At 59.5% G+C, this 24,208-nt stretch carries 23 protein-coding genes; 20 read left to right on the top strand and 3 right to left on the bottom strand.

Features of this window, described 5'->3' with window-relative positions:
• Nucleotides 1–130 precede the first annotated feature (130 nt).
• The 10 genes from leuC to H8S56_RS04535 all read left to right on the top strand — a co-directional run bounded on the left by leuC (nucleotide 131) and on the right by H8S56_RS04535 (nucleotide 11,038).
• Complete coding sequence (gene leuC / locus H8S56_RS04580) at nucleotides 131–1,555, top strand: 3-isopropylmalate dehydratase large subunit (protein WP_024696376.1); 1,425 nt, start codon at nucleotides 131–133, stop codon at nucleotides 1,553–1,555.
• A 10-nt stretch (nucleotides 1,556–1,565) separates the two neighbouring features.
• Nucleotides 1,566–2,207, top strand: coding sequence for a 3-isopropylmalate dehydratase small subunit (gene leuD, locus H8S56_RS04575; protein ID WP_024685783.1), 642 nt, complete (start codon nucleotides 1,566–1,568; stop codon nucleotides 2,205–2,207).
• A 314-nt stretch (nucleotides 2,208–2,521) separates the two neighbouring features.
• The gene (locus H8S56_RS04570) at nucleotides 2,522–3,286 is read left to right on the top strand and encodes a class I SAM-dependent methyltransferase (protein ID WP_187517976.1); all 765 of its coding nucleotides are present in this window, start codon (nucleotides 2,522–2,524) and stop codon (nucleotides 3,284–3,286) included.
• A gap of 69 nt (nucleotides 3,287–3,355) precedes the next feature.
• Entirely contained in the window at nucleotides 3,356–4,438 is a 1,083-nt protein-coding gene (gene leuB, locus H8S56_RS04565) for a 3-isopropylmalate dehydrogenase (protein WP_187517975.1), read from the top strand.
• 69 nt (nucleotides 4,439–4,507) lie between these two features.
• Nucleotides 4,508–5,620, top strand: coding sequence for an aspartate-semialdehyde dehydrogenase (gene asd, locus H8S56_RS04560; RefSeq protein WP_024688189.1), 1,113 nt, complete (start codon nucleotides 4,508–4,510; stop codon nucleotides 5,618–5,620).
• Between the two features lie 176 nt (nucleotides 5,621–5,796).
• Nucleotides 5,797–6,801 carry a 2-dehydro-3-deoxygalactonokinase gene (locus tag H8S56_RS04555; RefSeq protein WP_187517974.1) on the top strand — a complete coding sequence of 335 codons (1,005 nt, stop codon included), beginning with the start codon at nucleotides 5,797–5,799 and terminating at the stop codon, nucleotides 6,799–6,801.
• A gap of 1 nt (nucleotide 6,802) precedes the next feature.
• The gene (locus H8S56_RS04550) at nucleotides 6,803–7,432 is read left to right on the top strand and encodes a 2-dehydro-3-deoxy-6-phosphogalactonate aldolase (protein ID WP_187517973.1); all 630 of its coding nucleotides are present in this window, start codon (nucleotides 6,803–6,805) and stop codon (nucleotides 7,430–7,432) included.
• A 61-nt stretch (nucleotides 7,433–7,493) separates the two neighbouring features.
• Entirely contained in the window at nucleotides 7,494–8,642 is a 1,149-nt protein-coding gene (dgoD, locus tag H8S56_RS04545) for a galactonate dehydratase (RefSeq protein WP_004882597.1), read from the top strand.
• A gap of 207 nt (nucleotides 8,643–8,849) precedes the next feature.
• Nucleotides 8,850–10,160: an MFS transporter gene (locus H8S56_RS04540; RefSeq protein ID WP_024688192.1), complete on the top strand. Its 1,311-nt coding sequence runs from the start codon at nucleotides 8,850–8,852 to the stop codon at nucleotides 10,158–10,160.
• A gap of 65 nt (nucleotides 10,161–10,225) precedes the next feature.
• Nucleotides 10,226–11,038 carry an IclR family transcriptional regulator gene (locus H8S56_RS04535; protein ID WP_187517972.1) on the top strand — a complete coding sequence of 271 codons (813 nt, stop codon included), beginning with the start codon at nucleotides 10,226–10,228 and terminating at the stop codon, nucleotides 11,036–11,038.
• A 1-nt stretch (nucleotide 11,039) separates the two neighbouring features.
• Here H8S56_RS04535 and H8S56_RS04530 read toward each other — a convergent pair whose 3' ends face one another.
• The gene (locus H8S56_RS04530; protein ID WP_024688194.1) at nucleotides 11,040–12,092 is read right to left on the bottom strand and encodes an NAD(P)-dependent alcohol dehydrogenase; all 1,053 of its coding nucleotides are present in this window, start codon (nucleotides 12,090–12,092) and stop codon (nucleotides 11,040–11,042) included.
• 187 nt (nucleotides 12,093–12,279) lie between these two features.
• Here H8S56_RS04530 and H8S56_RS04525 point away from each other — a divergent pair, with 187 nt between their 5' ends.
• Entirely contained in the window at nucleotides 12,280–13,185 is a 906-nt protein-coding gene (locus tag H8S56_RS04525) for an AraC family transcriptional regulator (protein WP_187517971.1), read from the top strand.
• Nucleotides 13,186–13,252: 67 nt separating this feature from the next.
• Here H8S56_RS04525 and H8S56_RS04520 read toward each other — a convergent pair whose 3' ends face one another.
• Nucleotides 13,253–14,908: an electron transfer flavoprotein-ubiquinone oxidoreductase gene (locus H8S56_RS04520; protein ID WP_024694138.1), complete on the bottom strand. Its 1,656-nt coding sequence runs from the start codon at nucleotides 14,906–14,908 to the stop codon at nucleotides 13,253–13,255.
• A gap of 531 nt (nucleotides 14,909–15,439) precedes the next feature.
• Between H8S56_RS04520 and H8S56_RS04515 the strand changes: the two genes are divergently transcribed.
• The 9 genes from H8S56_RS04515 to H8S56_RS04475 all read left to right on the top strand — a co-directional run bounded on the left by H8S56_RS04515 (nucleotide 15,440) and on the right by H8S56_RS04475 (nucleotide 22,651).
• Nucleotides 15,440–16,189 carry an electron transfer flavoprotein subunit beta/FixA family protein gene (locus H8S56_RS04515; RefSeq protein ID WP_024688197.1) on the top strand — a complete coding sequence of 250 codons (750 nt, stop codon included), beginning with the start codon at nucleotides 15,440–15,442 and terminating at the stop codon, nucleotides 16,187–16,189.
• Nucleotides 16,190–17,119, top strand: a complete 930-nt coding sequence (locus H8S56_RS04510; RefSeq protein ID WP_024688198.1) for an electron transfer flavoprotein subunit alpha/FixB family protein — start codon at nucleotides 16,190–16,192, stop codon at nucleotides 17,117–17,119.
• Nucleotides 17,120–17,255: 136 nt separating this feature from the next.
• A complete protein-coding gene (locus H8S56_RS04505) occupies nucleotides 17,256–18,083 on the top strand; it encodes a substrate-binding periplasmic protein (RefSeq protein WP_187518011.1) in 828 nt (275 codons plus the stop codon).
• 11 nt (nucleotides 18,084–18,094) lie between these two features.
• Nucleotides 18,095–18,445 carry a DUF4398 domain-containing protein gene (locus H8S56_RS04500; protein WP_024688200.1) on the top strand — a complete coding sequence of 117 codons (351 nt, stop codon included), beginning with the start codon at nucleotides 18,095–18,097 and terminating at the stop codon, nucleotides 18,443–18,445.
• Entirely contained in the window at nucleotides 18,442–19,257 is an 816-nt protein-coding gene (locus tag H8S56_RS04495; RefSeq protein ID WP_024688201.1) for an OmpA family protein, read from the top strand. The genes H8S56_RS04500 and H8S56_RS04495 overlap by 4 nt, the downstream gene beginning before the upstream one ends.
• Before the next feature lie 204 nt (nucleotides 19,258–19,461).
• Nucleotides 19,462–20,901 carry an aminotransferase-like domain-containing protein gene (locus tag H8S56_RS04490; RefSeq protein WP_024688202.1) on the top strand — a complete coding sequence of 480 codons (1,440 nt, stop codon included), beginning with the start codon at nucleotides 19,462–19,464 and terminating at the stop codon, nucleotides 20,899–20,901.
• A 112-nt stretch (nucleotides 20,902–21,013) separates the two neighbouring features.
• Nucleotides 21,014–21,640: a translation initiation factor 2 gene (locus tag H8S56_RS04485; protein WP_080266113.1), complete on the top strand. Its 627-nt coding sequence runs from the start codon at nucleotides 21,014–21,016 to the stop codon at nucleotides 21,638–21,640.
• 93 nt (nucleotides 21,641–21,733) lie between these two features.
• Nucleotides 21,734–21,991, top strand: a complete 258-nt coding sequence (locus H8S56_RS04480; protein WP_024688204.1) for a YkgJ family cysteine cluster protein — start codon at nucleotides 21,734–21,736, stop codon at nucleotides 21,989–21,991.
• A gap of 54 nt (nucleotides 21,992–22,045) precedes the next feature.
• A complete protein-coding gene (locus H8S56_RS04475) occupies nucleotides 22,046–22,651 on the top strand; it encodes an START domain-containing protein (RefSeq protein ID WP_187517970.1) in 606 nt (201 codons plus the stop codon).
• 56 nt (nucleotides 22,652–22,707) lie between these two features.
• Here the strand turns inward: H8S56_RS04475 and gltA are convergent, their stop codons facing one another.
• Entirely contained in the window at nucleotides 22,708–23,997 is a 1,290-nt protein-coding gene (gene gltA, locus H8S56_RS04470) for a citrate synthase (RefSeq protein ID WP_004882582.1), read from the bottom strand.
• Nucleotides 23,998–24,208: the final 211 nt, after the last annotated feature.

The following is a 24,208-nucleotide window of genomic DNA, read 5'->3' as shown; positions in this document are numbered from 1 at the left end:
TTGGTTATCCAAAGCATGAAAATTATGAATTTGAGTTATTTAAGCATATTCCCTAGGATGACCGCACAAGCCAAGGGGTCATGGATGTATTACCCAAGGCATAGAAAAAGCTGATGAGGAAGTACGTCCGATGGCCGGAAAAACGCTCTACGACAAGCTCTGGGATTCGCATTTGGTCAAACAGCGCGATGATGGTTCGGCGCTGATCTACATCGACCGCCATATCATCCATGAAGTGACTTCGCCACAAGCCTTCGAAGGCCTTCGTCTTGCCAAACGCAAGCCGTGGCGCATCGACTCGATCATTGCGACCCCCGACCATAACGTGCCGACCACCTCGGAACGCAAGGGCGGCATCGGCGCCATCGAAGATCAGGTCTCGCGTCTGCAGGTCCAGACCCTGGATGACAACTGCGACGAATACGGCATCACCGAATTCAAGATGAACGACCCGCGTCAGGGCATTGTCCACGTGATCGGTCCGGAGCAGGGCGCAACCTTGCCTGGCATGAGCGTGGTCTGTGGCGACTCACACACCTCCACCCACGGCGCATTCGGCGCACTGGCCCACGGCATCGGCACTTCCGAAGTCGAGCACGTGCTCGCCACGCAGTGCCTGGTCGCCAAGAAAATGAAGAACATGCTGGTGTCGGTCGAAGGGCAATTGCCGTTCGGCGTGACCGCCAAGGACATCGTGCTCGCAGTGATCGGCAAGATCGGCACCGCAGGCGGCAACGGCTACGCCATCGAGTTCGCGGGCAGCGCAATCCGCGACCTGTCCATCGAAGGTCGCATGACCATCTGCAACATGTCCATCGAAGCGGGTGCCCGGGTTGGCATGGTGGCCACCGACGAAAAAACCGTCGAGTACGTCAAGGGTCGTCCGTTTGCGCCAAAAGGGGCCGAATGGGACCTGGCGGTAGAAGCGTGGAAAGATCTGGTCTCCGACCCGGACGCGGTGTTCGACACCATCGTCGAGCTCAACGCTGCTGACATCAAGCCGCAAGTGAGCTGGGGCACGTCGCCCGAAATGGTACTGGCTGTCGATCAGAACGTGCCCGATCCTGCGCAGGAAATGGATCTGGTCAAGCGTGGTTCGATCGAGCGCGCCTTGAAGTACATGGGCCTCAAAGCCAACCAGCCGATCACCGACATTCAGCTGGATCGCGTGTTCATCGGTTCGTGCACCAACTCGCGCATCGAAGACCTGCGTGCTGCTGCCGACATCGCCAGGGGCCGCAAGGTTGCCGCGACCATCAAGCAGGCCATCGTGGTGCCGGGTTCGGGTCTGATCAAGGAACAGGCCGAGAAGGAAGGGCTGGACAAGATCTTCATCGAAGCCGGTTTTGAATGGCGCGAGCCAGGTTGTTCAATGTGTCTGGCGATGAACCCTGACCGCCTGGGTTCCGGCGAGCACTGTGCCTCGACGTCCAACCGTAACTTCGAGGGTCGTCAGGGCGCTGGCGGCCGGACTCACCTGGTGAGCCCGGCGATGGCAGCCGCAGCGGCCGTCAATGGCCGTTTCATCGACGTTCGCGACTTGATCCAGCACTGAGGAAACCAGCATGAAAGCCTTTACCCAGCACAATGGCCTGGTCGCTCCTCTGGATCGTGCCAACGTCGACACTGACCAGATCATTCCCAAGCAGTTTCTCAAGTCGATCAAACGTACAGGATTTGGTCCCAACCTGTTCGATGAGTGGCGTTATCTGGACGTGGGGCAGCCGTATCAGGACAACTCCAAGCGTCCGCTGAACCATGATTTCGTGCTCAACCACGAGCGTTATCAAGGCGCCAGTGTATTGCTGGCCCGCGAGAATTTCGGTTGTGGTTCCAGCCGTGAGCACGCCCCGTGGGCGCTGGAAGAGTACGGTTTCTGCGCGATCATCGCACCCAGCTATGCCGATATCTTCTTCAACAACAGCTTCAAGAACGGCCTGCTGCCGATCATTTTGACCGAAGCTGAAGTCGACGAGTTGTTCAAACAGGTCGAAGCCAGCCCGGGTTATCAGTTGAATATCGATCTGCAGGCCCAGACCGTGACCCGTCCGGACGGCAAGGTGCTCAGCTTCGAGATCGACGCGTTTCGCAAGCACTGCCTGCTCAACGGTCTGGACGATATCGGCCTGACGCTGATGGATGCCGATGCAATCGCTGCGTTCGAAAGCAAGCACCGTGCAAGTCAGCCATGGTTGTTTCGCGACTGACAGGTAGACAGTCCAGATCCGGCAGGTGCGGTGTTTCATCCGAATCTCAGCCGGATCTACTGGCCATTTCGCGAGCAAGCTCGCTCCCACTTGAATCCGTGATCGACTGACGAAGCACGGCTTATGTGAGAGCAAGCTCGCTCCCACTTGAATCCGTGATCGACTGACGAAGCACGGCTTATGTGAGAGCAAGTTGCTCCCACTTGAATCCGTGATCGACTGACGAAGCACGATTTATGTGGGAGCGAGCTTGCTCGCGAAAGCCATGTCACGAACGCCGCAGTTCAACCCCCTTAATCACCAGAGCATCTACTATGACCAGCACCGCCCACACCCAGGTCGTACAGCGTCAATTCGGCGAACAGGCCGCAGCCTATCTGAGCAGCACCGTGCATGCCCAAGGCCCCGAGTTCGCGCTGCTGCAGGATGCTGTAGAAGGTCGTAGCGAGGCGCGGGTGCTGGATCTGGGCTGCGGCGCCGGTCATGTGAGTTTCAATGTCGCCTCGTCAGTGGGTGAGGTGGTAGCGTACGACCTGTCGCAGCAGATGCTCGACGTGGTCAGCGCGGCGGCTGTCGACAAGGGCTTGGGCAACATTCGCACGGTATGCGGTGCGGCCGAGCGCTTGCCGTTTGCAGACGGCGAATTCGATTTCGTGTTCAGCCGTTATTCGGCTCACCACTGGAGCGATCTGGCCCTGGCGTTGCGTGAAGTGCGCCGGGTGCTGAAGCCGGGGGGCGTGGCTGCGTTCATTGATGTGATGTCGCCGGGCAGTCCGTTGCTGGATACCTATTTGCAAACAGTTGAAGTGCTGCGCGATACCAGTCATGTGCGCAATTATTCCGCCGCCCAATGGCTGCATCAGGTCAGCGACGCGGGGCTGTTCACCCGTAGCCACACTCGCCAGCGCCTGCATCTGGAGTTTGCATCGTGGGTGGAGCGCATGCGCACCCCGCAGACCTTGCGCGTGGCCATCCGCGAGTTGCAGCAGGCGATGGGCGAAGAAGTGCGTGAGTATTTCGAGATCGACGCGCAGGGCTCATTCAGCACCGATGTGCTGGTGCTGTGGGCGCAGCGTTAATCTTTTTGCGGTTTTAAACGTTAAAGACAGGCGCTGTTCAAAGCGCCGATGTACGAAATCGAGGAAGTTATGAGCAAGCAGATTCTGATTCTCCCAGGTGATGGCATTGGTCCGGAAATCATGACCGAAGCGGTCAAGGTGCTGGAACTGGCCAACGAGAAGTATCAGCTGGGTTTTGAATTGACCCACGACGTGATCGGTGGCGCTGCCATCGACAAGCACGGCGTGCCGCTGGCTGACGAAACCCTGGACCGCGCGCGCGCAGCTGACGCTGTTCTGCTGGGCGCTGTCGGTGGCCCGAAATGGGACACCATCGAGCGCGACATCCGTCCTGAGCGCGGCCTGCTGAAAATCCGTGCGCAACTGGGCCTGTTCGGCAACCTGCGTCCGGCGATCCTGTATCCGCAACTGGCCGACGCCTCGAGCCTCAAGCCGGAAATCGTTGCCGGTCTGGATATCCTGATCGTCCGTGAGCTGACCGGTGGTATCTACTTCGGCGCGCCACGCGGCGTTCGCGTGCTGGACAGCGGCGAGCGTCAGGCTTACGACACGCTGCCGTACAGCGAGAGCGAAATCCGTCGTATCGCCCGCGTCGGCTTCGACATGGCCATGGTACGCAACAAGAAGCTGTGTTCGGTGGACAAGGCCAACGTGCTGTCGTCCAGTCAGTTGTGGCGTGAAATCGTCGAGCAGGTCGCCAAGGATTACCCTGAGGTCGAGCTGAGCCACATGTACGTCGACAACGCCGCGATGCAACTGGTGCGTGCGCCCAAGCAGTTCGACGTGATCGTGACCGATAACCTGTTCGGCGACATCCTGTCCGACCAGGCGTCGATGTTGACCGGCTCCATCGGCATGCTGCCGTCAGCATCGCTGGATACCGCCAACAAAGGCATGTACGAGCCTTGCCACGGTTCGGCACCGGACATCGCGGGTAAAGGCATTGCCAACCCGCTGGCGACCATTCTTTCGGTCTCGATGATGCTGCGTTACAGCTTCAATCTGACCGACGCCGCCGACGCCATTGAAAAGGCGGTCAGCATCGTTCTGGATCAGGGTCTGCGTACCGGCGACATCTTTTCGTCGGGCAACACTAAAGTCGGCACGCAGGAAATGGGCGACGCAGTAGTCGCCGCGCTGCGGAATCTGTAATCTCTCCGGCCCGCTGCCTGCTGTGCATACGCAGGCAGGCGGTCCCACTTTTTTTCAAGGTGTGTTGCGATGAAACGTGTAGGTCTGATCGGTTGGCGGGGCATGGTCGGTTCCGTGCTCATGCAGCGGATGCGGGAAGAGCAGGACTTCGATCTCATTGAGCCGGTGTTCTTCACTACCTCCAATGTCGGTGGCCAGGCGCCTTCGGTGGGCAAGGATCTTGCACCGCTGAAAGATGCCTACAGCATCGACGAGCTGAAAACCCTGGACGTGGTGCTGACCTGCCAGGGCGGCGATTACACCAATGAGGTGTTCCCCAAGCTGCGTGAAGCGGGCTGGCAGGGTTACTGGATCGATGCGGCTTCCAGCCTGCGCATGCAGGATGACGCGGTCATCGTGCTGGACCCGGTCAACCGTAAGGTCATCGACCAGCAGCTCGACGCCGGAACCAAGAACTACATCGGTGGCAACTGCACGGTCAGCCTGATGCTGATGGGCCTGGGCGGTTTGTTCGACGCGGGCCTGGTCGAGTGGATGAACGTCATGACGTATCAGGCCGCTTCCGGTGCCGGCGCGCAGAACATGCGTGAGCTGATCAAACAGATGGGCGCTGTGCACGCGTCGGTTGCCGATGATCTGGCCAATCCGTCCAGCGCCATTCTGGACATCGACCGCAAGGTTGCTGAGGCCATGCGTGGCGAAGCGTTCCCGACCGAGAACTTTGGCGTGCCGCTGGCCGGCAGCCTGATCCCGTGGATCGACAAGGCGCTGCCGAACGGCCAGAGCCGTGAGGAATGGAAGGGCCAGGCCGAGACCAACAAGATTCTGGGTCGCTTCAAGAGCCCGATTCCGGTCGACGGCATCTGCGTGCGCATCGGCGCTATGCGTTGCCACAGCCAGGCGCTGACCATCAAGCTGAACAAGGATGTGCCGATTGCGGACATCGAAGGCTTGATCAGCCAGCACAACCCTTGGGTGAAGCTGGTGCCGAACAACCGCGAAGCCAGCATGCAGGAACTCAGCCCGACTGCTGTGACCGGCACCATGAGCATTCCGGTAGGTCGTCTGCGCAAGCTGAACATGGGTTCGCAGTACCTGGGCGCCTTCACGGTCGGTGACCAGTTGCTGTGGGGTGCGGCCGAGCCGCTGCGTCGCATGTTGAGAATCCTGCTGGAACGTTGATCTTCATGTAGAAACACAAAAAACCCGCTTCCTGCACAGGTCGCGGGTTTTTTGTTGTCTGTCAGTTTCTTTTTCAATCCCACTATATGGGATTGAAATTTACATATTGAGATAAATTCGATTTCGGGTTTATAGTCCGTCCTGCACTCACTTCCAAAAATATAAAAGGTGAAGCAATGCAGGCGCATTTGATCGCGCTCGACTGGGGGACCACCTCACTTCGTGCTTATCGACTTGGCGAACATGGCCGGGTTCTGGAACAACGCGCCCTGAGCGCGGGCATCATGCAATTGCCGAACACGCCACGGCGGGTCGCAGGCTCGCTGTGCAGTGACGGTTTCGAGCTGGCATTCGACGAGGCGTGCGGTGACTGGCTCGACGCGCAGCCCGACTTGCCCGTGATTGCCTGCGGCATGGTCGGTAGCGCCCAGGGTTGGCGTGAGGCGACCTATCGTGAAACGCCGGCCAGCGTTGATGAGCTGAGCGCCGCGTTACAGACTGTGCGCAGTGCGCGCGGTGTCACCGTGCATATCATCCCCGGCGTGCTTCAGCGTTCGACGCTGCCCAACGTCATGCGTGGCGAAGAAACCCAGGTGCTGGGCGTACTGGCGGGGCTCAACGAGCAGTCGGCCAGCCAGCCGCTGTTGATCGGTCTGCCGGGCAGCCATTCCAAGTGGGTGCAGGTGGCTCAGGATCGCATCGTCCATTTCGATACCTTCATGACCGGCGAGGTTTACGCTGCGCTGTGCGCCCACACCATTCTTGGACGCACCATGCAGCACAGCGAAACGTTCGACAGCGTGGCATTCGATCGCGGGCTTGCCAGCGCGCAGTCGGAGGAGGGCGCTGCGGGGCCTCTGTCCACTATTTTCAGTTGCCGCACCCTGGGCCTCACCGGCCAGCTGGCTGCGAGCGCTCAACCCGATTACCTGTCCGGCCTGCTGATCGGCCATGAGCTGGGTTCCCTCGCCAGACTTCACCACGACACCCACGGCCATTTGCCTGCGGTGATTCTCATCGGCAGCGAATCGCTGTGCCAACGCTATGCGCGTGGCCTGGCGGCCTGCGGCTTTACTCGGGTGACAGTCGCCGCTCAGGCCACCGAGCGCGGCCTCTGGCAGGTTGCGGTCCAGGCTGGCCTGGTGGCGCGCCAGTCGTACCATTACGTTCAAGAGGTGTGACATGCTCAAGCAAGCATTGAAGGAAAATGGCCTGGTCGCGATTCTGCGCGGCCTGCGTCCCGAAGAAGCCCCGGCCATTGGCGACGAGCTGTATCAGGCGGGCTTTCGGGTCATCGAAGTACCGCTCAATTCGCCCCAGCCGTTCGACAGCATCGGCCTGCTGCGCCAGCGCCTGCCTGCCGACTGCCTGATCGGGGCCGGAACCGTGCTGACGCCTGAGCAGGTGACCCACGTCAAGGACGCCGGCGGTCAGGTTATCGTCATGCCACACAGTGATGCCAGGGTGCTGCGCGCCGCCAAGGCTGCCGGCCTGTACCTGTCGCCGGGCGTGGCCACACCGACCGAGGCGTTTGCCGCTCTGTCGGAAGGCGCTGATGTGCTCAAACTGTTCCCGGCCGAGCAAATGTCGCCCGCAGTGGTCAAGGCCTGGCTGGCGGTGCTGCCTGCAGGCACGATTCTGCTGCCGGTCGGGGGCATCACCCCGGACAACATGAAGGTATTCCTCGACGCAGGCGTAAAAGGCTTCGGCCTCGGCTCGGGGCTGTTCAAACCGGGCATGAGCACTGCCGACGTCGCCGAGCGCGCCAAGGCCTATGTGGCCGCCTGGAAACAGCACACTTCCTCGCTTTGAAACGGATCGGTGCGCCAGACGCAGCCGCCCGACAAGAGAACCAATAAGAGAAACCGCACCCATGAAAATCACCAAACTGACCACCTTCATCGTTCCGCCGCGCTGGTGCTTTCTGAAAGTCGAGACCGACGAGGGCGTCGTCGGTTGGGGCGAGCCGGTTGTCGAAGGCCGTGCGCATACCGTCGCTGCCGCCGTGGAAGAGCTTTCCGACTACCTGATCGGCAAGGACCCGCGCAACATCGAAGACATCTGGACCGTGCTGTATCGCGGCGGCTTCTATCGCGGTGGCGCAATTCACATGAGCGCGCTGGCAGGGATCGATCAGGCGTTGTGGGACATCAAGGGCAAGGCGCTGGGTGTCTCGGTCAGCGATCTGCTCGGTGGTCAGGTGCGTGACAAGATTCGCGTCTACTCATGGATCGGCGGCGACCGTCCTGCCGACACGGCGCGGGCTGCGCGGGAAGCGGTCGAGCGTGGCTTTACCGCGGTGAAGATGAACGGCACCGAAGAGCTGCAGTTCCTCGACACCTTCGACAAGGTCGATCTGGCCCTGGCCAACGTGGCAGCGGTACGTGATGCAGTCGGGCCGAACGTCGGCATTGGCGTCGATTTCCACGGTCGCGTGCACAAGCCCATGGCCAAGGTGCTGATGAAAGAGCTGGACCCGTACAAGCTGATGTTCATCGAAGAACCGGTGCTCAGCGAAAACTACGAAGCGCTCAAAGAGCTGGCCCCGCTCACCAGTACCCCGATTGCCCTGGGCGAGCGTCTGTTCTCGCGCTGGGACTTCAAGCGTGTGCTGAGCGAAGGCTACGTCGACATCATCCAGCCGGATGCATCGCACGCGGGCGGCATCACCGAGACGCGCAAGATCGCCAACATGGCCGAAGCCTACGACGTCGCGCTGGCGCTGCATTGCCCGCTGGGGCCGATTGCACTGGCGGCGTGCCTGCAACTGGACGCGGTCTGCTACAACGCGTTCATCCAGGAGCAGAGCCTGGGTATCCACTACAACGAAAGCAATGACCTGCTGGACTACGTCAAGCACCCGGAAGTGTTCGACTACGACAAAGGCATGGTCAAGATCCCCAACGGGCCGGGCCTGGGCATCGAGATCAACGAAGAGTACGTCAAGGAACGCGCCGCCATCGGCCACCGCTGGCGCAACCCGATCTGGCGTCACGCCGATGGCAGCTTTGCAGAGTGGTGAGTTAGCAGCACGCATGACTGTGGGAGGCGGCTTGCTGGCGATAGCGTGACCCTTTACCTGAACGATCGCTTCGCCAGCAGGCCGCCTCCCACGAGCATGTGAACTGCCTCCTTCAGCAAGATCTGGCTTCGGAATGGGGTGGAAACGATCCGCCCTTGAAACACCTGAAACACCGTCCTCAATAAATCCAACAAGAGGCAACATTTGATGCGCACTCGTACGATGGAGGGCGCGGCATCGTTAGTGGCGCCGTCCCGCAAACGCTTCTTTATCATGGTGCTGCTGTTCATCACCGTGGTCATCAATTACCTGGACCGCAGCAACCTGTCGATTGCCGCGCCAGCGCTGACGTCAGAGCTTGGCATCGATCCGGTTCATGTCGGTCTGATCTTCTCCGCCTTCGGCTGGACTTACGCGGCCATGCAGTTGCCCGGTGGCTGGCTGGTGGATCGCGTGCCGCCGCGCATCCTGTACACGGTGGCGCTGATGCTGTGGTCGATCGCCACTATCATGCTCGGTTTTGCTGCCAGCTTCATTGCGTTGTTCGTGCTGCGCATGGCAGTCGGCGCGCTGGAAGCACCTGCGTACCCGATCAACAGCCGCGTGGTGACCACCTGGTTCCCTGAGCGCGAGCGCGCTACGGCGATTGGTTTCTACACGTCGGGACAGTTCGTCGGTCTGGCGTTTCTGACACCGGTGCTGGCCTGGCTGCAGGCGCATTACGGCTGGCACATGGTGTTCGTCGCAACCGGTGGCGTCGGCGTACTGTGGGCGGTGATCTGGTATGCGGTGTATCGCGAGCCACGTGACTTCAAGGGCGTGAACCAGCAGGAAATCGACCTGATCCGCGAAGGCGGCGGGCTGGTGGACATCCAGAAAGACGTCGACAAACAGAAACAGGGCTTCAGTTGGCTGGACCTGGGCATTGTGTTGAGCAAGCGCAAACTCTGGGGCATCTATCTCGGCCAGTTCTGCCTGAATTCTACGCTCTGGTTCTTCCTGACCTGGTTCCCGACCTATCTGGTGAAATACCGGGGCATGGACTTCATCAAGTCCGGCCTGCTGGCGTCGCTGCCGTTTCTGGCCGCGTTCGTCGGCGTACTGTGCTCGGGCTTCTTTTCCGACTGGCTGATCCGTCGCGGGCACACCGTGGGCTTCGCGCGCAAACTGCCGATCATCGCCGGTCTGCTGATTTCCACCTCGATCATCGGCGCCAACTTCGTCGACTCCACGCCACTGGTCATCGCCTTTCTGGCGCTGGCGTTCTTCGGTAATGGCCTGGCCTCGATCACCTGGTCGCTGGTGTCCACCCTGGCGCCTGCGCGTCTGCTGGGTCTGACAGGCGGCACGTTCAACTTCATCGGCAACCTGGCGGCCATCGCCACGCCGATCGTGATCGGCTTCCTGGCTTCGGGTGATTCGTTCGCACCGGCCATCACTTACATCTCGGTACTGGCGCTGCTGGGTGCGCTGTCCTACATCCTGCTGGTAGGGAAAGTAGAACGTATCGAACTCTGATATCGACGTGTCCTGACGCTGGCGACGATAATATCGCCAGCGTCCCGATCTGATTAAGGCTTGTCATGCACAACGAACCGCTTCCTGCTGAACATCCCACAGGCAAAGAACCGGCCCCCGCCGGGACCCAGACCCTGTTGCGCGGTCTGGGGGTGGTGCAGGCCGTGGCCAATGGCGCTCGGGACCTGAAGGAAATTGCCCGGCTGATCGGCACTACGCGCAGCACCACCCATCGCCTGGCCAGTTGTCTGGTCGATGAGCGCTATTTGCGGGTTGTTCCGCAGGTGGGGTATCTGCTGGGGCCGAAGCTGATCGAGCTGGGTTTTCAGGCGCGTGAGGAAGTGCCGCTGGCGATTCTGGCGCGGCCGTTTCTGGACAGGCTGTCGGCGTTGACCGGAGATACCGTGCACCTGGCGGTGCGCGAAGGTGACGACGTGCTGTACCTGCACAAGAATCCCGGTCGCAATGGACCGGAGATGCGTTCAAGGGTCGGGCATCGCATGCCGTTGGTGCGTACCGGCATCGGCAAGGCGTTGCTGCTGGACAGCCCGGAAGCCGAGTGGCTGCGTCTGTATGAAATCAGCATGCCAGCGTCAGGCAAGCATCCGCTGTGGCCCAATCATGAACAACAGACATGGGAACAATTGCAGCAGCGAAGGCAGGAGTACGTGGCGGGAGGTTATGCGTTCGATCTGGAGGACAACGAACCGTCGATCCGTTGCGTTGCGGCACCGGTGCGTGATGCCAGCCAGCAGATTGTGGCTGGCATCAGCGTGGCCAGTACGGTTCCGTACATGCCCCTGGAGAAAATGGCCGAACTGGTCCCGCTGATCCGGGAGATCGCGGCGGGACTGTCGGCCGAACTCGGGGCCGCCTGAATCAGGCTTTGAGCGTTGCCATGTCGATGACGAAACGGTATTTCACGTCACCGGCCAGCATGCGCTCGTAGGCTTCGTTGATGTTGCGGATGTCGAGCATTTCGATGTCGCAGGTGATGTCGTTCTCGGCGCAGAAATCCAGCACTTCCTGGGTTTCGGCGATACCACCGATCAACGAACCGGCCAGTACGCGACGGCTCATCACCAGATTGGCGGCATGGACCGGCGGTTCAACCGGTTCGATCAGGCCGACCAGAATGTGCACACCATCGAAACGCAGCGTCTGCAGGTAGGGGTTCAGGTCGTGCTGCACCGGAATGGTGTCAAGCAGGAAGTCGAAGTGACCTGCGGCCGCTTTCATCTGTTCGGCATCGGTGGAGACGATCACGTGATCGGCGCCCTGACGACGCGCTTCCTGAGCTTTCGACGCGGAACGGGTGAAGAGGGTGACTTCAGCGCCCATCGCCTTGGCGAACTTGATGCCCATGTGGCCCAGGCCGCCCATGCCCAGAATGCCGACCTTGTCACCGGCCTTCACGCCGTAGTGCTTGAGCGGCGAGTACGTGGTGATGCCTGCACACAGAATCGGCGCAGCTGCGGCTGGATCAAGCTTTTCGGGAACGCGCACCACGAAGTGCTCGCTGACCACGATGCTGTTGGAGTAGCCGCCCATGGTGTTGCTGCCATCCACGCGGTCTGGCGTGGCGTAGGTCATGGTCGGACCTTCCAGACAGTACTGCTCGAGATCCGACTGGCATGCCGAGCACTGACGGCAGGAATCGACCATGCAGCCGACGCCGACCAGGTCGCCGATCTTGTATTTAGTGGCATTGGCACCGGTTGCGGTCACGCGACCGACGATTTCGTGGCCCGGCATCAGCGGGTAAACGGCAATGCCCCACTCGTTGCGCGCTTGGTGGATGTCGGAGTGGCAGACGCCGCAATAGAGGATTTCGATGGCGACGTCGTCGGCACGCGGAGCGCGACGTTCGAACGTCATCGGGGCGAGGGGGGCGGTGGCCGACTGGGCAGCGTAACCGATGGCTGTGTACATAAAATACCTCGCTTAAGAAATGAAAAGGTACGAAGAAGAGGCGAATCATTGTCCGCGCCATGGTCGTATGCCGCTAGGGCGATTCCTCCGTGTTTCATGCCTATTCCTCCGGCGGTTGAATCCGGGTAACGCTCAAGCGCGCAAATCTGCGATCATGCAGCTGTCTGATCCTCTGCCGGTGCTCTCCATGTCGCTTCCTCATCCTGTCGATGGCAATGCCGTTCTGGTCTCGCTGATTCAGCCGTTGGCCGTGCGTCCCGGCTTCGTCGACACGCATTTGCCCGAGGTGCGCGTGCTCTCGGCGTTCAGCTATGTGGCCAGTAGTCCGCAGATGTATGAGCCGAGCCTGATGATCGTGGTGCAGGGCAGCAAGATCGCTTGCCTGGGCACGCGCACGTTCGAGTACGGCACCGGGCATTACCTGATTCAGGCGCTGTCGGTGCCCTTCAAATGCGAGACCTTCGCCACCCCGGACAAGCCACTGTACGGCGTGTCGGTGTCCATCGACCGGGTGTTGCTCGGCGAGCTGGTGCAGGTGATGGGGGCGACATCGCAGCAGGACTGCCAACCGCAGACCCCGGAGTCCATGACCTCGGTATTGATCGACGAGGGCATGCGCGACAGCGTCGAGCGGCTGTTGCGTTGCCTGCACGATCCGCTGGAATGTCAGGCGATGGGGCAGGCGCGGGTGCGAGAAGTGGTGTACAGCGCGCTGCGCGGTCCGCAGGCCGGCGTATTGCGTGCGCTGGTCGAGCAGCAGGGCCAGTTCGCACGGATCGCGTCGGCGGTGACCTACCTGCATGAGCATTACGCCGATGCGCTGAACGTCGACACGCTGGCGCGCTGCGCGAACATGAGCACCTCGACCTTCCATGAGCATTTCAAGCGCAGCACCTTGTTGTCGCCGGTGCAGTACCTCAAGCGCCTGCGCTTATTGAAGGCTCAGCAATTGCTGGTGGCTGAAGGGCTGGGTGTCGCGCAGGTGGCGTTGCGGGTCGGGTATCAGAGCGCTTCGCAGTTCAGCCGTGAGTACAAACGCTACTTCGAGCGCAGTCCAGGAGAGGAGAGCGCCAACCTGGGCGTTCCTGCCTGAGGCAAAGTGAACCTGATGCAACGTAAAAAGGCTCCCGAAGGAGCCTTTTTACTCGGTCGCAATCCGCTTACATGTTCGGGTAAGTCGGACCGCCTGCGCCTTCCGGTGCCACCCAGGTGATGTTCTGGGACGGATCCTTGATGTCGCAGGTCTTGCAGTGCACGCAGTTCTGCGCGTTGATCTGGAAGCGCTTCTCGCCGTCTTCCTTGGTGATCACTTCATACACGCCCGCCGGGCAGTAGCGCTGGGCGGGTTCGTCGTACAGCGGCAGGTTTTTGCTGATCGGGATGCTCGGGTCGGTCAGCTTCAAGTGGCAAGGCTGCTCCTCTTCGTGGTTGGTGCTGGAGAGGAACACCGAGCTGAGTTTGTCGAAGCTGAGTTTACCGTCGGGTTTGGGGTAGTCGATCTTCTTCGAGTCGGCCGCCAGCTTGAGGCAGGCATAGTCCGGCTTGGTGTCGTGCAGGGTGAACGGCAGTTTGCCACCGAAGATGTTCTGGTCGATGAAATTGAATGCACCGCCCTTGATCGCGCCGTATTTGTGAATGGCCACGCCGAAGTTGCGGCTGGCGAACAGTTCCTCATGCAACCAGCTGGCCTTGAAGGCCTCGACATAGGACGTCAGCGTATCGCCGCCTTCCTTGCCTGCCAGCAAAGCCTCGGCAACCGAGTCGGCGGCCAGCATGCCGGACTTCATGGCGGTGTGGCTGCCCTTGATCTTGGCGAAGTTCAGGGTACCCAGGTCGCAGCCGATCAGTGCCCCACCGGGGAAAACCATTTTCGGCAACGAGTTCAGGCCGCCCTTGGCGATGGCGCGGGCACCATAGCTGATGCGCTTGCCGCCTTCCAGGTACTGCTTGATCACCGGGTGATGCTTGTAGCGCTGGAATTCGTCGAATGGCGACAGGTACGGGTTGGTGTAGGAAAGATCGACGATCAGACCCACCACCACCTGATTGTTTTCCAGGTGGTAAAGGAAAGAGCCGCCCGGGTTGGCGTCGTCCAGCGGCCAGCCGGCGGTGTGTACCACCAGGCCCTGTTCGTGCTTCGCTGGATCGACTTCCCAGATTTCCTTGAGGCCGATGGCGTAGTGCTGAACGTCGGCTTCGTTGTCCAGATCGAAACGCTTGATCAGTTGTTTGCCAATGTGGCCACGGCAGCCTTCGGCAAACAGGGTGTACTTGGCGCGCAATTCCATGCCGGGCGTGTAAAGACCCTCTTTTGGATTGCCTTCGCGGTCGACGCCCAGGTCACCGGTAATGATGCCGCGCACCACGCCGTTTTCGTCGAACAGCGCCTCTTGTGCGGCAAAGCCCGGATAGATCTCGACGCCCAGGTTTTCGGCCTGTTGAGCCAGCCAGCGGCACAGGTTGCCCAGCGAGATGATGTAGTTGCCCTCGTTGTGCATGGTCTTGGGAACAAAAAAGTTCGGGACCTTGCGGGCTTTTTCGGCATCGCTCAGGACATAGATGTCGTCGCGCTTGACGGGGGTGTTGAGCGGGGCGCCCAGCGCCTGCCAGTCAGGGAACAGTTCGTTTAACGCGCGGGGTTCGAATACCGCGCCGGACAGGATGTGCGCACCGACTTCCGAGCCTTTTTCCACCACGCAGACGCTGATTTCCTGCCCGGCTTCAGCAGCTTTCTGCTTGAGACGGCAAGCGGCTGAAAGCCCGGACGGGCCGGCTCCGACGATAACAACGTCGAATTCCATGTATTCGCGTTCCACAGGCTATCTCCTACTCTCAAGGCTCACGGTATTTTTTTATGGGTCACGGTGGACCGACATACGGGCTTGGACCGCACATCTTTTTAAGGCGTGCATTATATCTACACCACTGCGTGGGTCCAATACAAACGTTTGTTTGAATCGGCCGCAGCCCAGATAAATCAAAGACGCGCGACTCATGACTGGCCGATTTGGCGTATTGACCGGAAAAGGCGTTGCGGTCAAGATACGGTCGGTTTTGCGTTTGCCGTAGGCTGAAGAGGGGCTCCACGGATATCTCTTGAGGATATCTGCAGCGAATCCCTTGAAAAGGCATCAGGCCAACGCAGTGCAGGCAATCAGATCAATGTCGCCCGGCGCATTTTACACACCCTGCCGGTGCATGACGGGTGACGCCCTGCTTTTATCGGGCTTTTGGCGAGATTTGCATGAAGTCATGTTCGCCTGCACGAATACGATTGCTTGTTGAGGACACATATCGATCGCCTGGTGTTGCCGGGCGACTTCTTTTCACCGGAGAGTGAGGAATCCATGAAGGTTCTTGTAGCTGTCAAACGAGTGGTCGACTACAACGTCAAGGTTCGCGTCAAGGCGGACAACTCCGGCGTCGATCTGGCCAACGTCAAAATGTCCATGAACCCCTTCTGCGAAATTGCCGTGGAAGAGGCTGTCCGTCTCAAAGAGAAAGGCGTAGCGACTGAAATCGTCGTCGTCACCATCGGCCCGACTACCGCTCAAGAGCAACTCCGCACCGCGCTGGCACTGGGTGCCGATCGCGCTGTGCTGGTCGAGTCCGCCGAGGAGCTGACGTCCCTGGCCGTTGCCAAGCTGCTCAAGGCTGTTGTCGACAAGGAGCAGCCACAACTGGTGATCCTGGGTAAACAGGCGATCGACAGCGACAACAACCAGACCGGCCAGATGCTGGCTGCGCTGAGCGGCTACCCACAGGGTACGTTCGCCTCCAAAGTGGAAGTCACAGGAGACAAGGTTGCCGTCACCCGCGAAATCGACGGAGGTCTGCAAACCGTTTCTCTGAGCCTGCCGGCCATCGTGACCACAGACCTGCGTCTGAACGAGCCACGTTACGCGTCGCTGCCCAACATCATGAAAGCCAAGAAGAAGCCGCTTGAAGTGCTGACACCCGATGCACTGGGCGTCTCCACGGCCTCGACCAACAAGACCCTCAAGGTCGAAGCGCCTGCTGCACGCAGCGCGGGTATCAAGGTCAAGTCGGTGGCTGAACTGGTCGAAAAACTGAAAACCGAAGCGAAGGTAATCTAAATGACGATCCTGGTTATCGCTGAACATGACAATGCAACCGTAGCCCCGGCGACGCTCAACACCGTCGCTGCAGCCCAGAAGATCGGTGGCGACATTCACCTGCTGGTGGCCGGTTCAGGCGTGAGCGCCGTTGCCGAAGCCGCTGCGAAAATCGCTGGCGTGGCAAAGGTGCTGGTCGCCGACAACGCCGCTTATGCGCACCAGTTGCCGGAAAACGTCGCGCCACTGGTTGTCGAGCTGGCCGCCGGTCACAGCCACGTGCTGGCCGCTGCGACCTCCAACGGCAAGAACATCCTGCCGCGCGTTGCTGCGCAGCTGGACGTGGACCAGATCTCGGAGATCGTCTCCGTCGAATCGGCCGATACCTTTACCCGTCCGATCTACGCCGGTAACGCCATCGCAACCGTGCAGTCCACTGCCTCGGTCAAGGTCATTACCGTTCGCGCCACCGGTTTCGATCCGGTTGCAGCAGAAGGTGGTTCGGCCTCCATCGAAGCCGTTTCGGCGGCTCACGATGCAGGCAAGTCGAGCTTCGTCGGCGAAGAGCTGGCCAAGTCCGATCGTCCTGAACTGACCGCTGCCAAGATCGTCGTTTCCGGCGGTCGCGGCATGCAGAACGGTGACAACTTCAAGCACCTGTACGCTCTTGCGGACAAGCTGGGTGCTGCGGTTGGTGCTTCGCGCGCCGCCGTTGACGCCGGTTTCGTGCCCAACGACATGCAGGTCGGTCAGACCGGTAAAATCGTTGCGCCGCAGCTGTACATCGCGGTCGGTATTTCCGGCGCGATTCAGCATCTGGCAGGCATGAAGGACTCCAAGGTGATCGTTGCGATCAACAAGGACGAAGAAGCGCCGATCTTCCAGGTGGCTGATTACGGCCTGGTTGCCGACCTGTTCGAAGCTATCCCGGAGCTGGAGAAGCTGGTTTAACCCAGGTTCTTCCACTATAAAGAGAACCCGTTCGATTCGGGCTTCATGAACTGCCAGGCTTGCCTGCAGTGCGTGCAGCCGGATGAACGGGTTTTTTATTGACTCGCGAAAAGGGCTGTCGATGCAACGCCATTCCATGTGCCATCCCCTAACGTTGTGCTTGTTCGTGCTGGGGCTGTCTATCGTGCCATCACTGAGCTTCGCGGCCGGCAAGTGCGAGCGGCTGATCGTGACCGGCAGTCCGGATGCGCCTCCGTATCTGTGGCGCGATCCCCAGGACCCGAAACACCTGATGGGGGCGAACGCCGACCTGCTGAAGCAGGCCGCCGGAGAGCTGGGTATCAAGGTTGAGTTTCTTTACGCGGGCAAGCGCAGTCAGGCCCTGGAAGAGGTGCGTACCGGGCGCATGGATCTGCTGGCCGACGCGCCCATGAATGCTGCTCAACTGGATGCGCTGGACTACGTGCATCCCGCCATCGTACAAAACGATATTGTGATCTGGACGCGCCATGACCAGGCCGTTGCCCTGACAACGCTGGGCGAGTTGCAGGGGCGTCACGGGGCTATATCGGAAAAGACCCGATTGACCGCATCGTTCGATGAGGCCAGTCGACAGCAGCTGACACTGGAGCGCGTCTCTGGCCTGACGCCAGCGTTCCAGAAACTGGCCTTGGGCGAGGTGGATTACGTGCTGGCCGGTCGGTACGCAGGCATGGTCGTGACCCAGACTCTGGGCCTGGCAGCGGACCTTGTGGCCCAGCCCGTGCCGCTCGACAGGCCCGGTCTGTATCTGGCTCTGTCGTTCAATTCCGCCTGCAATGATCCATGGCTACGCGGACAGTTGGCGAAAAAGATGACAGAATCGGCCGCCTCCGGCCTTGCAGGTGATGTGATCCGGCACAATCTGGATCTGTGGAAGGCCCAGTTGTTACAGCCTGTCAGTGCCAGCGCCTCAAACCAGTAGGGATGTTTTTTGTGAGTATTCGTTTTTCAATCGCCGCCTTGGCTGTTGCCACGTTGGTCGGTTGCGCCAGTGATCCGGTCCCGACCGAACAATTCAAATTGACCGAGCAGGCACTGGAGCAGGCCAAGGCCGTTGGTGCCGACGAGCAGCCTGAGCTTGAAACAGCCGAAGCCAAGTTTGCCGACGCTCGCGCAGATATGGCCGATAAATCCTACAAGCATGCGCGCATGAAGGCTGAACAGGCCGAGCTTGATGCGCGTCTGGCTGAGGCTCGCGTTCTGACACTCAAAAGTCAGGAGCAGATCACTCAGTTGAACACCCGTCTTAATCGTTTGCGCAAGCAACTGGGGGAGGCGCAATGAACCGCATTCCTCGTGTACTGAGCGTCTGCCTGTTGTTGGGCTCGGCGGGTCTTTATGGTTGTGCCGGCCACCCGAGCAGTGATCAGGCTTTGCAACAAGCCAGCGCGGATTTCCAGAAGGTCAAGGAAGACACTGATGTGCTGCGCAGCGCGCCCAAGGACGTGATCCGTGCCGGCGAATCACTTGCCCGTGCCGAGCGCCTGTCCAGTTACCTGGGCAGTGGCGCTGACGTGAGCCACTACGCTTACCTGAGCAGTCGCTACAGCGAAATCGCTCGGGAGCACAGTAACCTTATGCTGAGCCAGGAGCGCCTCGCGAAGATGGAAATGGAGCGCCAGCGCCTCCAATTGGGCTTGCGCGAAGCCAAACTGGCCAGTGCGCAGCAGCAGGGCAGGTGGCTTGAGGACCAGATTTTGAGCCTCGCCACGACCCAGACCGACCGCGGGCTGGTTATGACCCTGGGGGATGTGCTGTTCGATGCCGGTCATGCCGAGCTCAAGAACTCTGCCAGCCGCACCGTGCTCAAGGTCGTGCAGTTCCTGCAGATCAACCCGCGCCGTATCGTCAGGATCGAGGGGTATACCGACAGCACCGGTGATCGTCAGGAAAACCTCAAGTTGTCCCGTGATCGCGCGCAAGCCGTTGCGGACGTGCTGATGGATCTGGGGATTGATGAAAAGCGCATTCAGGTCGAGGGCTATGGTCAGCAATTTCCTGTGGACGCTAACGCCTCCGAGCGTGGGCGTGCACAGAATCGTCGCGTTGAAATCGTCTTTTCCGACGACAAGGGTCAGTTAGGCGCGGCTCGATAGGGCTGCTCTCTCTGGCTGATCGTGCTCACGCGCACAGTGGTGGGCACGATCCAAAGGCGAGCTGGACGCTCCAGGATTTATTTTCCGCAGCGCTCACAATCGCTGGCCCGACCTGAAACTGTTCCAGTACACTTCGTGACTATGGCCGGCAGCCGCCAATCTGTTTTACAAAAATAAATGGCCGGTCTTTTCGAGGCCGTGGTCATGACCAATCTTTTGCTCTATCAGCGCATCGCTCAGCAACTGGCTGAGGACATTCGTCGCGGCGTTTATCAGCCGGGTGAGCGGGTGCCGTCGGTGCGCAAGATGAGTTCGCAGCTCAGTGTCAGCCATGCAACGGTGTTGCAGGCCTACGCGAATCTTGAAGATCAGGGGTTGATCCGGGCGCGACCGCAGTCCGGCTATTACGTGCACCAGACACCTGCATTGACCGCGTCGACGCCGGATATCGCCCGCGTCGAGCGTCCTGGCCTGGTGACGCGCAGCAGCATCATCCAGCAGGTGCTTGAGGAGTCTCGTCGGGAAGGTGTATTCGCACTCGGTGCTGCTGTGCCCCATGTGGACTACCTGCCCGTTCGCGCGTTGCACCAGCAGTTGGCCAAAGTCACGCGCTTTCAGAGCCCGCGCGCGTTCAGTTACATGTTCAGCCCTGGCTTCGAGCCGCTGCGCCGGCAGGTGGCCATTCGGATGCGTGATGCAGGCGTCGTTGTCGATCCATCCGAGGTGGTCATTACCCACGGCTGTGTCGATGCCCTGCAGATGGCCTTGCGCGTGCTGACCCGGCCTGGCGATCTGATCGCCGCCGAATCCCCCGCCTACTATGGGTTGCTGCAACTCGCCGATCTGCTGGGCCTGAAAGTCATCGAAATTCCGAGCGATCCTTCCACCGGCATCAGCCTGGAGGCGCTGCAACTCGCCGCCAATCAGTGGTCGATCAAAGCGTTGGTGTTGACCTCGCGGTTGAGCAATCCGCTGGGTGGCACGATGCCTGAGGAGCGCCAGAAAAATCTGCTGCGTCTGGCTTCGGATTTCGACATTCAGGTGGTCGAGGATGACGTCTACGGCGAGTTGATGTTCGAGGTGGGGCGAACCAAGGCGTTGAAGGCTTTTGATCGGCTGGGCAGGGTGATGTATTGCTCCAGCTTTTCCAAGACGCTATCGCCAGGTGTGCGTATTGGCTGGATGATCGCCGGAAAATACCAGGCCGAGATCCAGCGTTTGCAGACGTTCAGCACTCATTCGGCCTGCAGTGTGACCCAGATGGCAGTTGCGGCTTACCTTGAAAACGGAGGATATGACCGTCACCTGCGGTTCATTCGCCTGGAATATCGCAAGAACCTGAGCGCCTACCAGTTGGCGGTTCAGCAGTCGTTTCCCGAGGGCACGCAAATGAGCAGACCTGCGGGTGGGTTTATTCTGTGGGTCAGTTTGCCCGGCCGGGTTAATACGCAGGAATTGCATGTTCGGGCGCTGGAGCAGGGGATCAGTATTGCACCTGGGCTTATCTTCAGTAATACCGAGCAATTCAACCACTGTATCCGTCTCAATTGTGGGATGCCTTGGAATAGAGAGGCCGAGCGGGCATTGATGACGTTGGGGATGTTGGCCAGGCAGCTGTGCCAGGAAGCGGTTGCAGCGTATTGAGGCTGGCATGTTTTTCGTCAATTGTATGGAACTCTTGACTTGTCATGTAGGCCTCAAAAGCACAGCATGTAGCTCTTTTCGGCTTTGCCACTGTCTTGTCTGATTTTTGCCTATGAATATGTTTCGTTGTCTGGGTTTATCGGTGATTGTTCTTCTGGGCGCTTGTGATGCTCGGGATGAGCCGGTGCCCAAGCCAAAGACTGAAGCCAGCGTTCCAGCTCCGGTTGCGTCGCCAGCTCCGTCGACCAGTGAATCGCCACGAGAGTCGGTGGTCGCTGAGTTGCCCGCTGCCAAAGCCCCATCGAGCATGCATGAGCTGATGCCTAACGTGCCGGTCAAACCTGTTGTGGTGGGGAAAGACGCGCCTTCCAGTCAGTCGGTGCAGATGGCGCCCGTCAAGCCTGCTACCAAAGCTGCGCCCTCGAAACCGACCGCTAGCAAGCGTGAGACGGCGAAAGCAGCCAAAGACGTCAAGGCCAAGGATGTTCGTCTGAATCGGCCGAAACTGGATCTGAGCCTGCCACCCGAGCTGGTCAAGGAGCTTGATCCACCTGCTAAGGTCATCACCGCCAAACGCAAGCCTATCTTGCCGCAGATGTTCGGCACCAAGGACCCCTCCAGTCCCAGTCCCTTTGAGTTGAACGGTCGCCTGCTGTCCAATGAAATGCAGTTGCAGATGCGCAACGAGAGCCGACGCGATGTCGAAGGCGCTGCACTGGACTTCAAATTCGCGCAATAAGGCCCTGCTTATCGTCGGGTACGCCGTTTTCAATAAGGTGTTCCGGTAGGTACTATCTCGCTTCATTTCAATCATTCAGCAAGGGTTCGGGTCATGGACTGCCGCTCCGGTTGCGGTGCATGTTGCATCGCTCCTTCCATCACGTCTCCCATTCCGGGCATGCCGAACGGCAAGCCTGCGGGGGAGCGTTGTCTGCATTTGTCGGTCGAGTTTCTCTGCGCACTGTTCGGCAAGCCGGAGCGACCTGCCGTGTGCAGCCAGTTCAAGGCGGCTGAAGATGTCTGCGGCGTTAATCAGGCTGAAGCGATTCGTCTGATAGGGTGGTGGGAGAAAATGACGTCGGTCGCCTGATGGCCGGTTTAGCTCAATGGTTTCATCGGAATCTCGACAATAAGGAATAAGACAATGGGTCCGCTGTATCGTATGGCTTTAGCCTGTGGCTTGACTGCAGTGCTGGTGGGTGCTGTTCAGGCCGAAGACTGGCAAGTGGCGAAGGATGAGGAGGGGATCAAGGTCTCGCTCAGCGATGTTCCGGGTTCCAAGTACAAGGCTTATCGCGGTGTGACAGTGATCAATGCCAGCCTGGGCAAGTTGCGCGCGTTGCAGGAGGACGTTGTCGGTGCCTGTGCCTGGATTCACGAGTGTCAGATGCAGAAGGTGCTGAAGTTCGAAGGCAACAAGGCCTGGACCTATAGCCGTTTTAATGCGCCCTGGCCGGTCACGCCGCGTGACTCGGTGTTGCTGATCACCACGCAGGAGGGGGCTGACGGCAGCCTGACCCGAAATCTGGAAGAGCTACCCACTTATATTCCAGAAGAGAAAGGCTATGTGCGCGTGGCTGAGGTCAAAGGATTCTGGAAGCTGGTGCCCAAAGGGCCGAATCAGACTGAAGTAACTTATCAGGTGCATACAGAGCCTGGCGGCAGCGTACCTTCCATGATTGCCAACAAGTTCGTCGTCGATGCGCCGTTCAACACCTTGAAAGCGCTTCGGGAAAGGGCGGCACAGTAATTTGCGGTAAATAAAAAGGGCTGCCAATGGCAGCCCTTTTTTCATGCGTACAGCGCTTACTTGCGGTCTTTCAGTTCGACGATGTCGCGTTGCACGTTGCCGGTGTACAGCTGACGTGGGCGGCCGATCTTGTAAGGGCTGGAGAGCATTTCCTTCCAGTGCGAAATCCAGCCGACGGTCCGCGCCAGGGCGAAGATCACGGTGAACATGCTGGTTGGAATGCCGATGGCCTTCAGGATGATGCCCGAGTAGAAGTCCACGTTCGGATACAGGGAGCGTTCGATGAAGTACGGGTCGGTCAGGGCGATCTCTTCGAGGCGCATGGCCAGTTCGAGCTGAGGATCGTTGGTGATGCCCAGTTCCTTGAGGACTTCGTCGCAGGTCTGTTTCATCACGGTGGCGCGCGGGTCACGGTTCTTGTAAACGCGGTGACCGAAGCCCATGAGCTTGAACGGATCGTTCTTGTCTTTCGCCTTGGCGATGAACGTATCGATGTTCGAGACATCGCCGATTTCATCGAGCATGGTCAGGACGGCCTCGTTGGCACCGCCGTGAGCCGGGCCCCAGAGCGCTGCAATGCCTGCAGCGATACAGGCGAACGGGTTGGCACCCGAAGAGCCCGCCATGCGCACTGTGGAGGTCGAGGCGTTCTGTTCGTGGTCGGCGTGCAGGATGAAGATCTTGTCCATCGCCTTGGCCAGCACCGGGCTGATCGGTTTGATCTCGCACGGTGTGTTGAACATCATGTGCAGGAAGTTTTCGGCGTAGCTGAGGTCATTGCGCGGGTACATCATGGGTTGGCCCATGGAGTACTTGTAGACCATGGCTGCCAGGGTTGGCATCTTGGCGACCAGGCGGACTGCCGAAATTTCGCGGTGCTGAGGGTTATTGATGTCCAGCGAGTCGTGGTAGAACGCTGAAAGGGCACCTACAACGCCGCACATGACCGCCATCGGGTGGGCGTCGCGACGGAAGCCGTTGAAAAAGGTCTTGAGCTGTTCGTGGACCATCGTGTGGTTCTTGACCACAGCGACGAACTGGGCTTTCTGCTCGGCGGTCGGCAGTTCGCCGTTGAGCAGCAGGTAGCAGGTTTCCAGATAATCGGAATGCTGCGCCAGTTGCTCGATAGGGTAGCCGCGGTGCAGCAGAATTCCGTTGTCACCATCAATGTAGGTGATTTTCGACTCGCAAGAGGCGGTCGACATGAAACCAGGGTCGAATGTGAAGCGGCCGGTGGCGGTGAGACCGCGTACGTCGATCACGTCCGGACCCACTGTACCGGTCAGAATTGGCAGCTCGACGGGGGCTGCGCCCTCGATGATCAACTGCGCTTTTTTGTCAGCCATGTGGCCTCCTATTTATGCTTCAAATCATCAGACAGGCCCCCCACGCAGGGCCCGCATCACTATAGTGAGATAAATTCTAAAGTCAATTTGCCTAAAGTCGTGTTCCAGAAGGCCTTGATGGAGTTTTTTCAGGCCCGTTTCCTGCCATTTACGCCTTTTATGTGATGAGCGCAATCCGCTATTGGCGGTGAGTCTGTGCGTTGTCATTAGT

The sequence above is a fragment of the Pseudomonas triticifolii genome (assembly GCF_014358015.1).
Taxonomy (GTDB): Bacteria; Pseudomonadota; Gammaproteobacteria; order Pseudomonadales; family Pseudomonadaceae; genus Aquipseudomonas; species Aquipseudomonas triticifolii.
The sequence above is the reverse complement of the archived record's forward strand: the minus strand, read 5'-3'. Positions and strand labels throughout refer to the sequence as shown.

Coding starts and splice junctions, on each gene's coding strand:
- leuC (WP_024696376.1), top strand. CDS start 131: ATGGCCGGAAAAACGCTCTACGACAAGCTCTGGGATTCGCATTTGGTC.
- leuD (WP_024685783.1), top strand. CDS start 1,566: ATGAAAGCCTTTACCCAGCACAATGGCCTGGTCGCTCCTCTGGATCGT.
- H8S56_RS04570 (WP_187517976.1), top strand. CDS start 2,522: ATGACCAGCACCGCCCACACCCAGGTCGTACAGCGTCAATTCGGCGAA.
- leuB (WP_187517975.1), top strand. CDS start 3,356: ATGAGCAAGCAGATTCTGATTCTCCCAGGTGATGGCATTGGTCCGGAA.
- asd (WP_024688189.1), top strand. CDS start 4,508: ATGAAACGTGTAGGTCTGATCGGTTGGCGGGGCATGGTCGGTTCCGTG.
- H8S56_RS04555 (WP_187517974.1), top strand. CDS start 5,797: ATGCAGGCGCATTTGATCGCGCTCGACTGGGGGACCACCTCACTTCGT.
- H8S56_RS04550 (WP_187517973.1), top strand. CDS start 6,803: ATGCTCAAGCAAGCATTGAAGGAAAATGGCCTGGTCGCGATTCTGCGC.
- dgoD (WP_004882597.1), top strand. CDS start 7,494: ATGAAAATCACCAAACTGACCACCTTCATCGTTCCGCCGCGCTGGTGC.
- H8S56_RS04540 (WP_024688192.1), top strand. CDS start 8,850: ATGCGCACTCGTACGATGGAGGGCGCGGCATCGTTAGTGGCGCCGTCC.
- H8S56_RS04535 (WP_187517972.1), top strand. CDS start 10,226: ATGCACAACGAACCGCTTCCTGCTGAACATCCCACAGGCAAAGAACCG.
- H8S56_RS04530 (WP_024688194.1), bottom strand. CDS start 12,092: ATGTACACAGCCATCGGTTACGCTGCCCAGTCGGCCACCGCCCCCCTC.
- H8S56_RS04525 (WP_187517971.1), top strand. CDS start 12,280: ATGTCGCTTCCTCATCCTGTCGATGGCAATGCCGTTCTGGTCTCGCTG.
- H8S56_RS04515 (WP_024688197.1), top strand. CDS start 15,440: ATGAAGGTTCTTGTAGCTGTCAAACGAGTGGTCGACTACAACGTCAAG.
- H8S56_RS04510 (WP_024688198.1), top strand. CDS start 16,190: ATGACGATCCTGGTTATCGCTGAACATGACAATGCAACCGTAGCCCCG.
- H8S56_RS04505 (WP_187518011.1), top strand. CDS start 17,256: ATGTGCCATCCCCTAACGTTGTGCTTGTTCGTGCTGGGGCTGTCTATC.
- H8S56_RS04495 (WP_024688201.1), top strand. CDS start 18,442: ATGAACCGCATTCCTCGTGTACTGAGCGTCTGCCTGTTGTTGGGCTCG.
- H8S56_RS04490 (WP_024688202.1), top strand. CDS start 19,462: ATGACCAATCTTTTGCTCTATCAGCGCATCGCTCAGCAACTGGCTGAG.
- H8S56_RS04485 (WP_080266113.1), top strand. CDS start 21,014: ATGAATATGTTTCGTTGTCTGGGTTTATCGGTGATTGTTCTTCTGGGC.
- H8S56_RS04480 (WP_024688204.1), top strand. CDS start 21,734: ATGGACTGCCGCTCCGGTTGCGGTGCATGTTGCATCGCTCCTTCCATC.
- H8S56_RS04475 (WP_187517970.1), top strand. CDS start 22,046: ATGGGTCCGCTGTATCGTATGGCTTTAGCCTGTGGCTTGACTGCAGTG.
- gltA (WP_004882582.1), bottom strand. CDS start 23,997: ATGGCTGACAAAAAAGCGCAGTTGATCATCGAGGGCGCAGCCCCCGTC.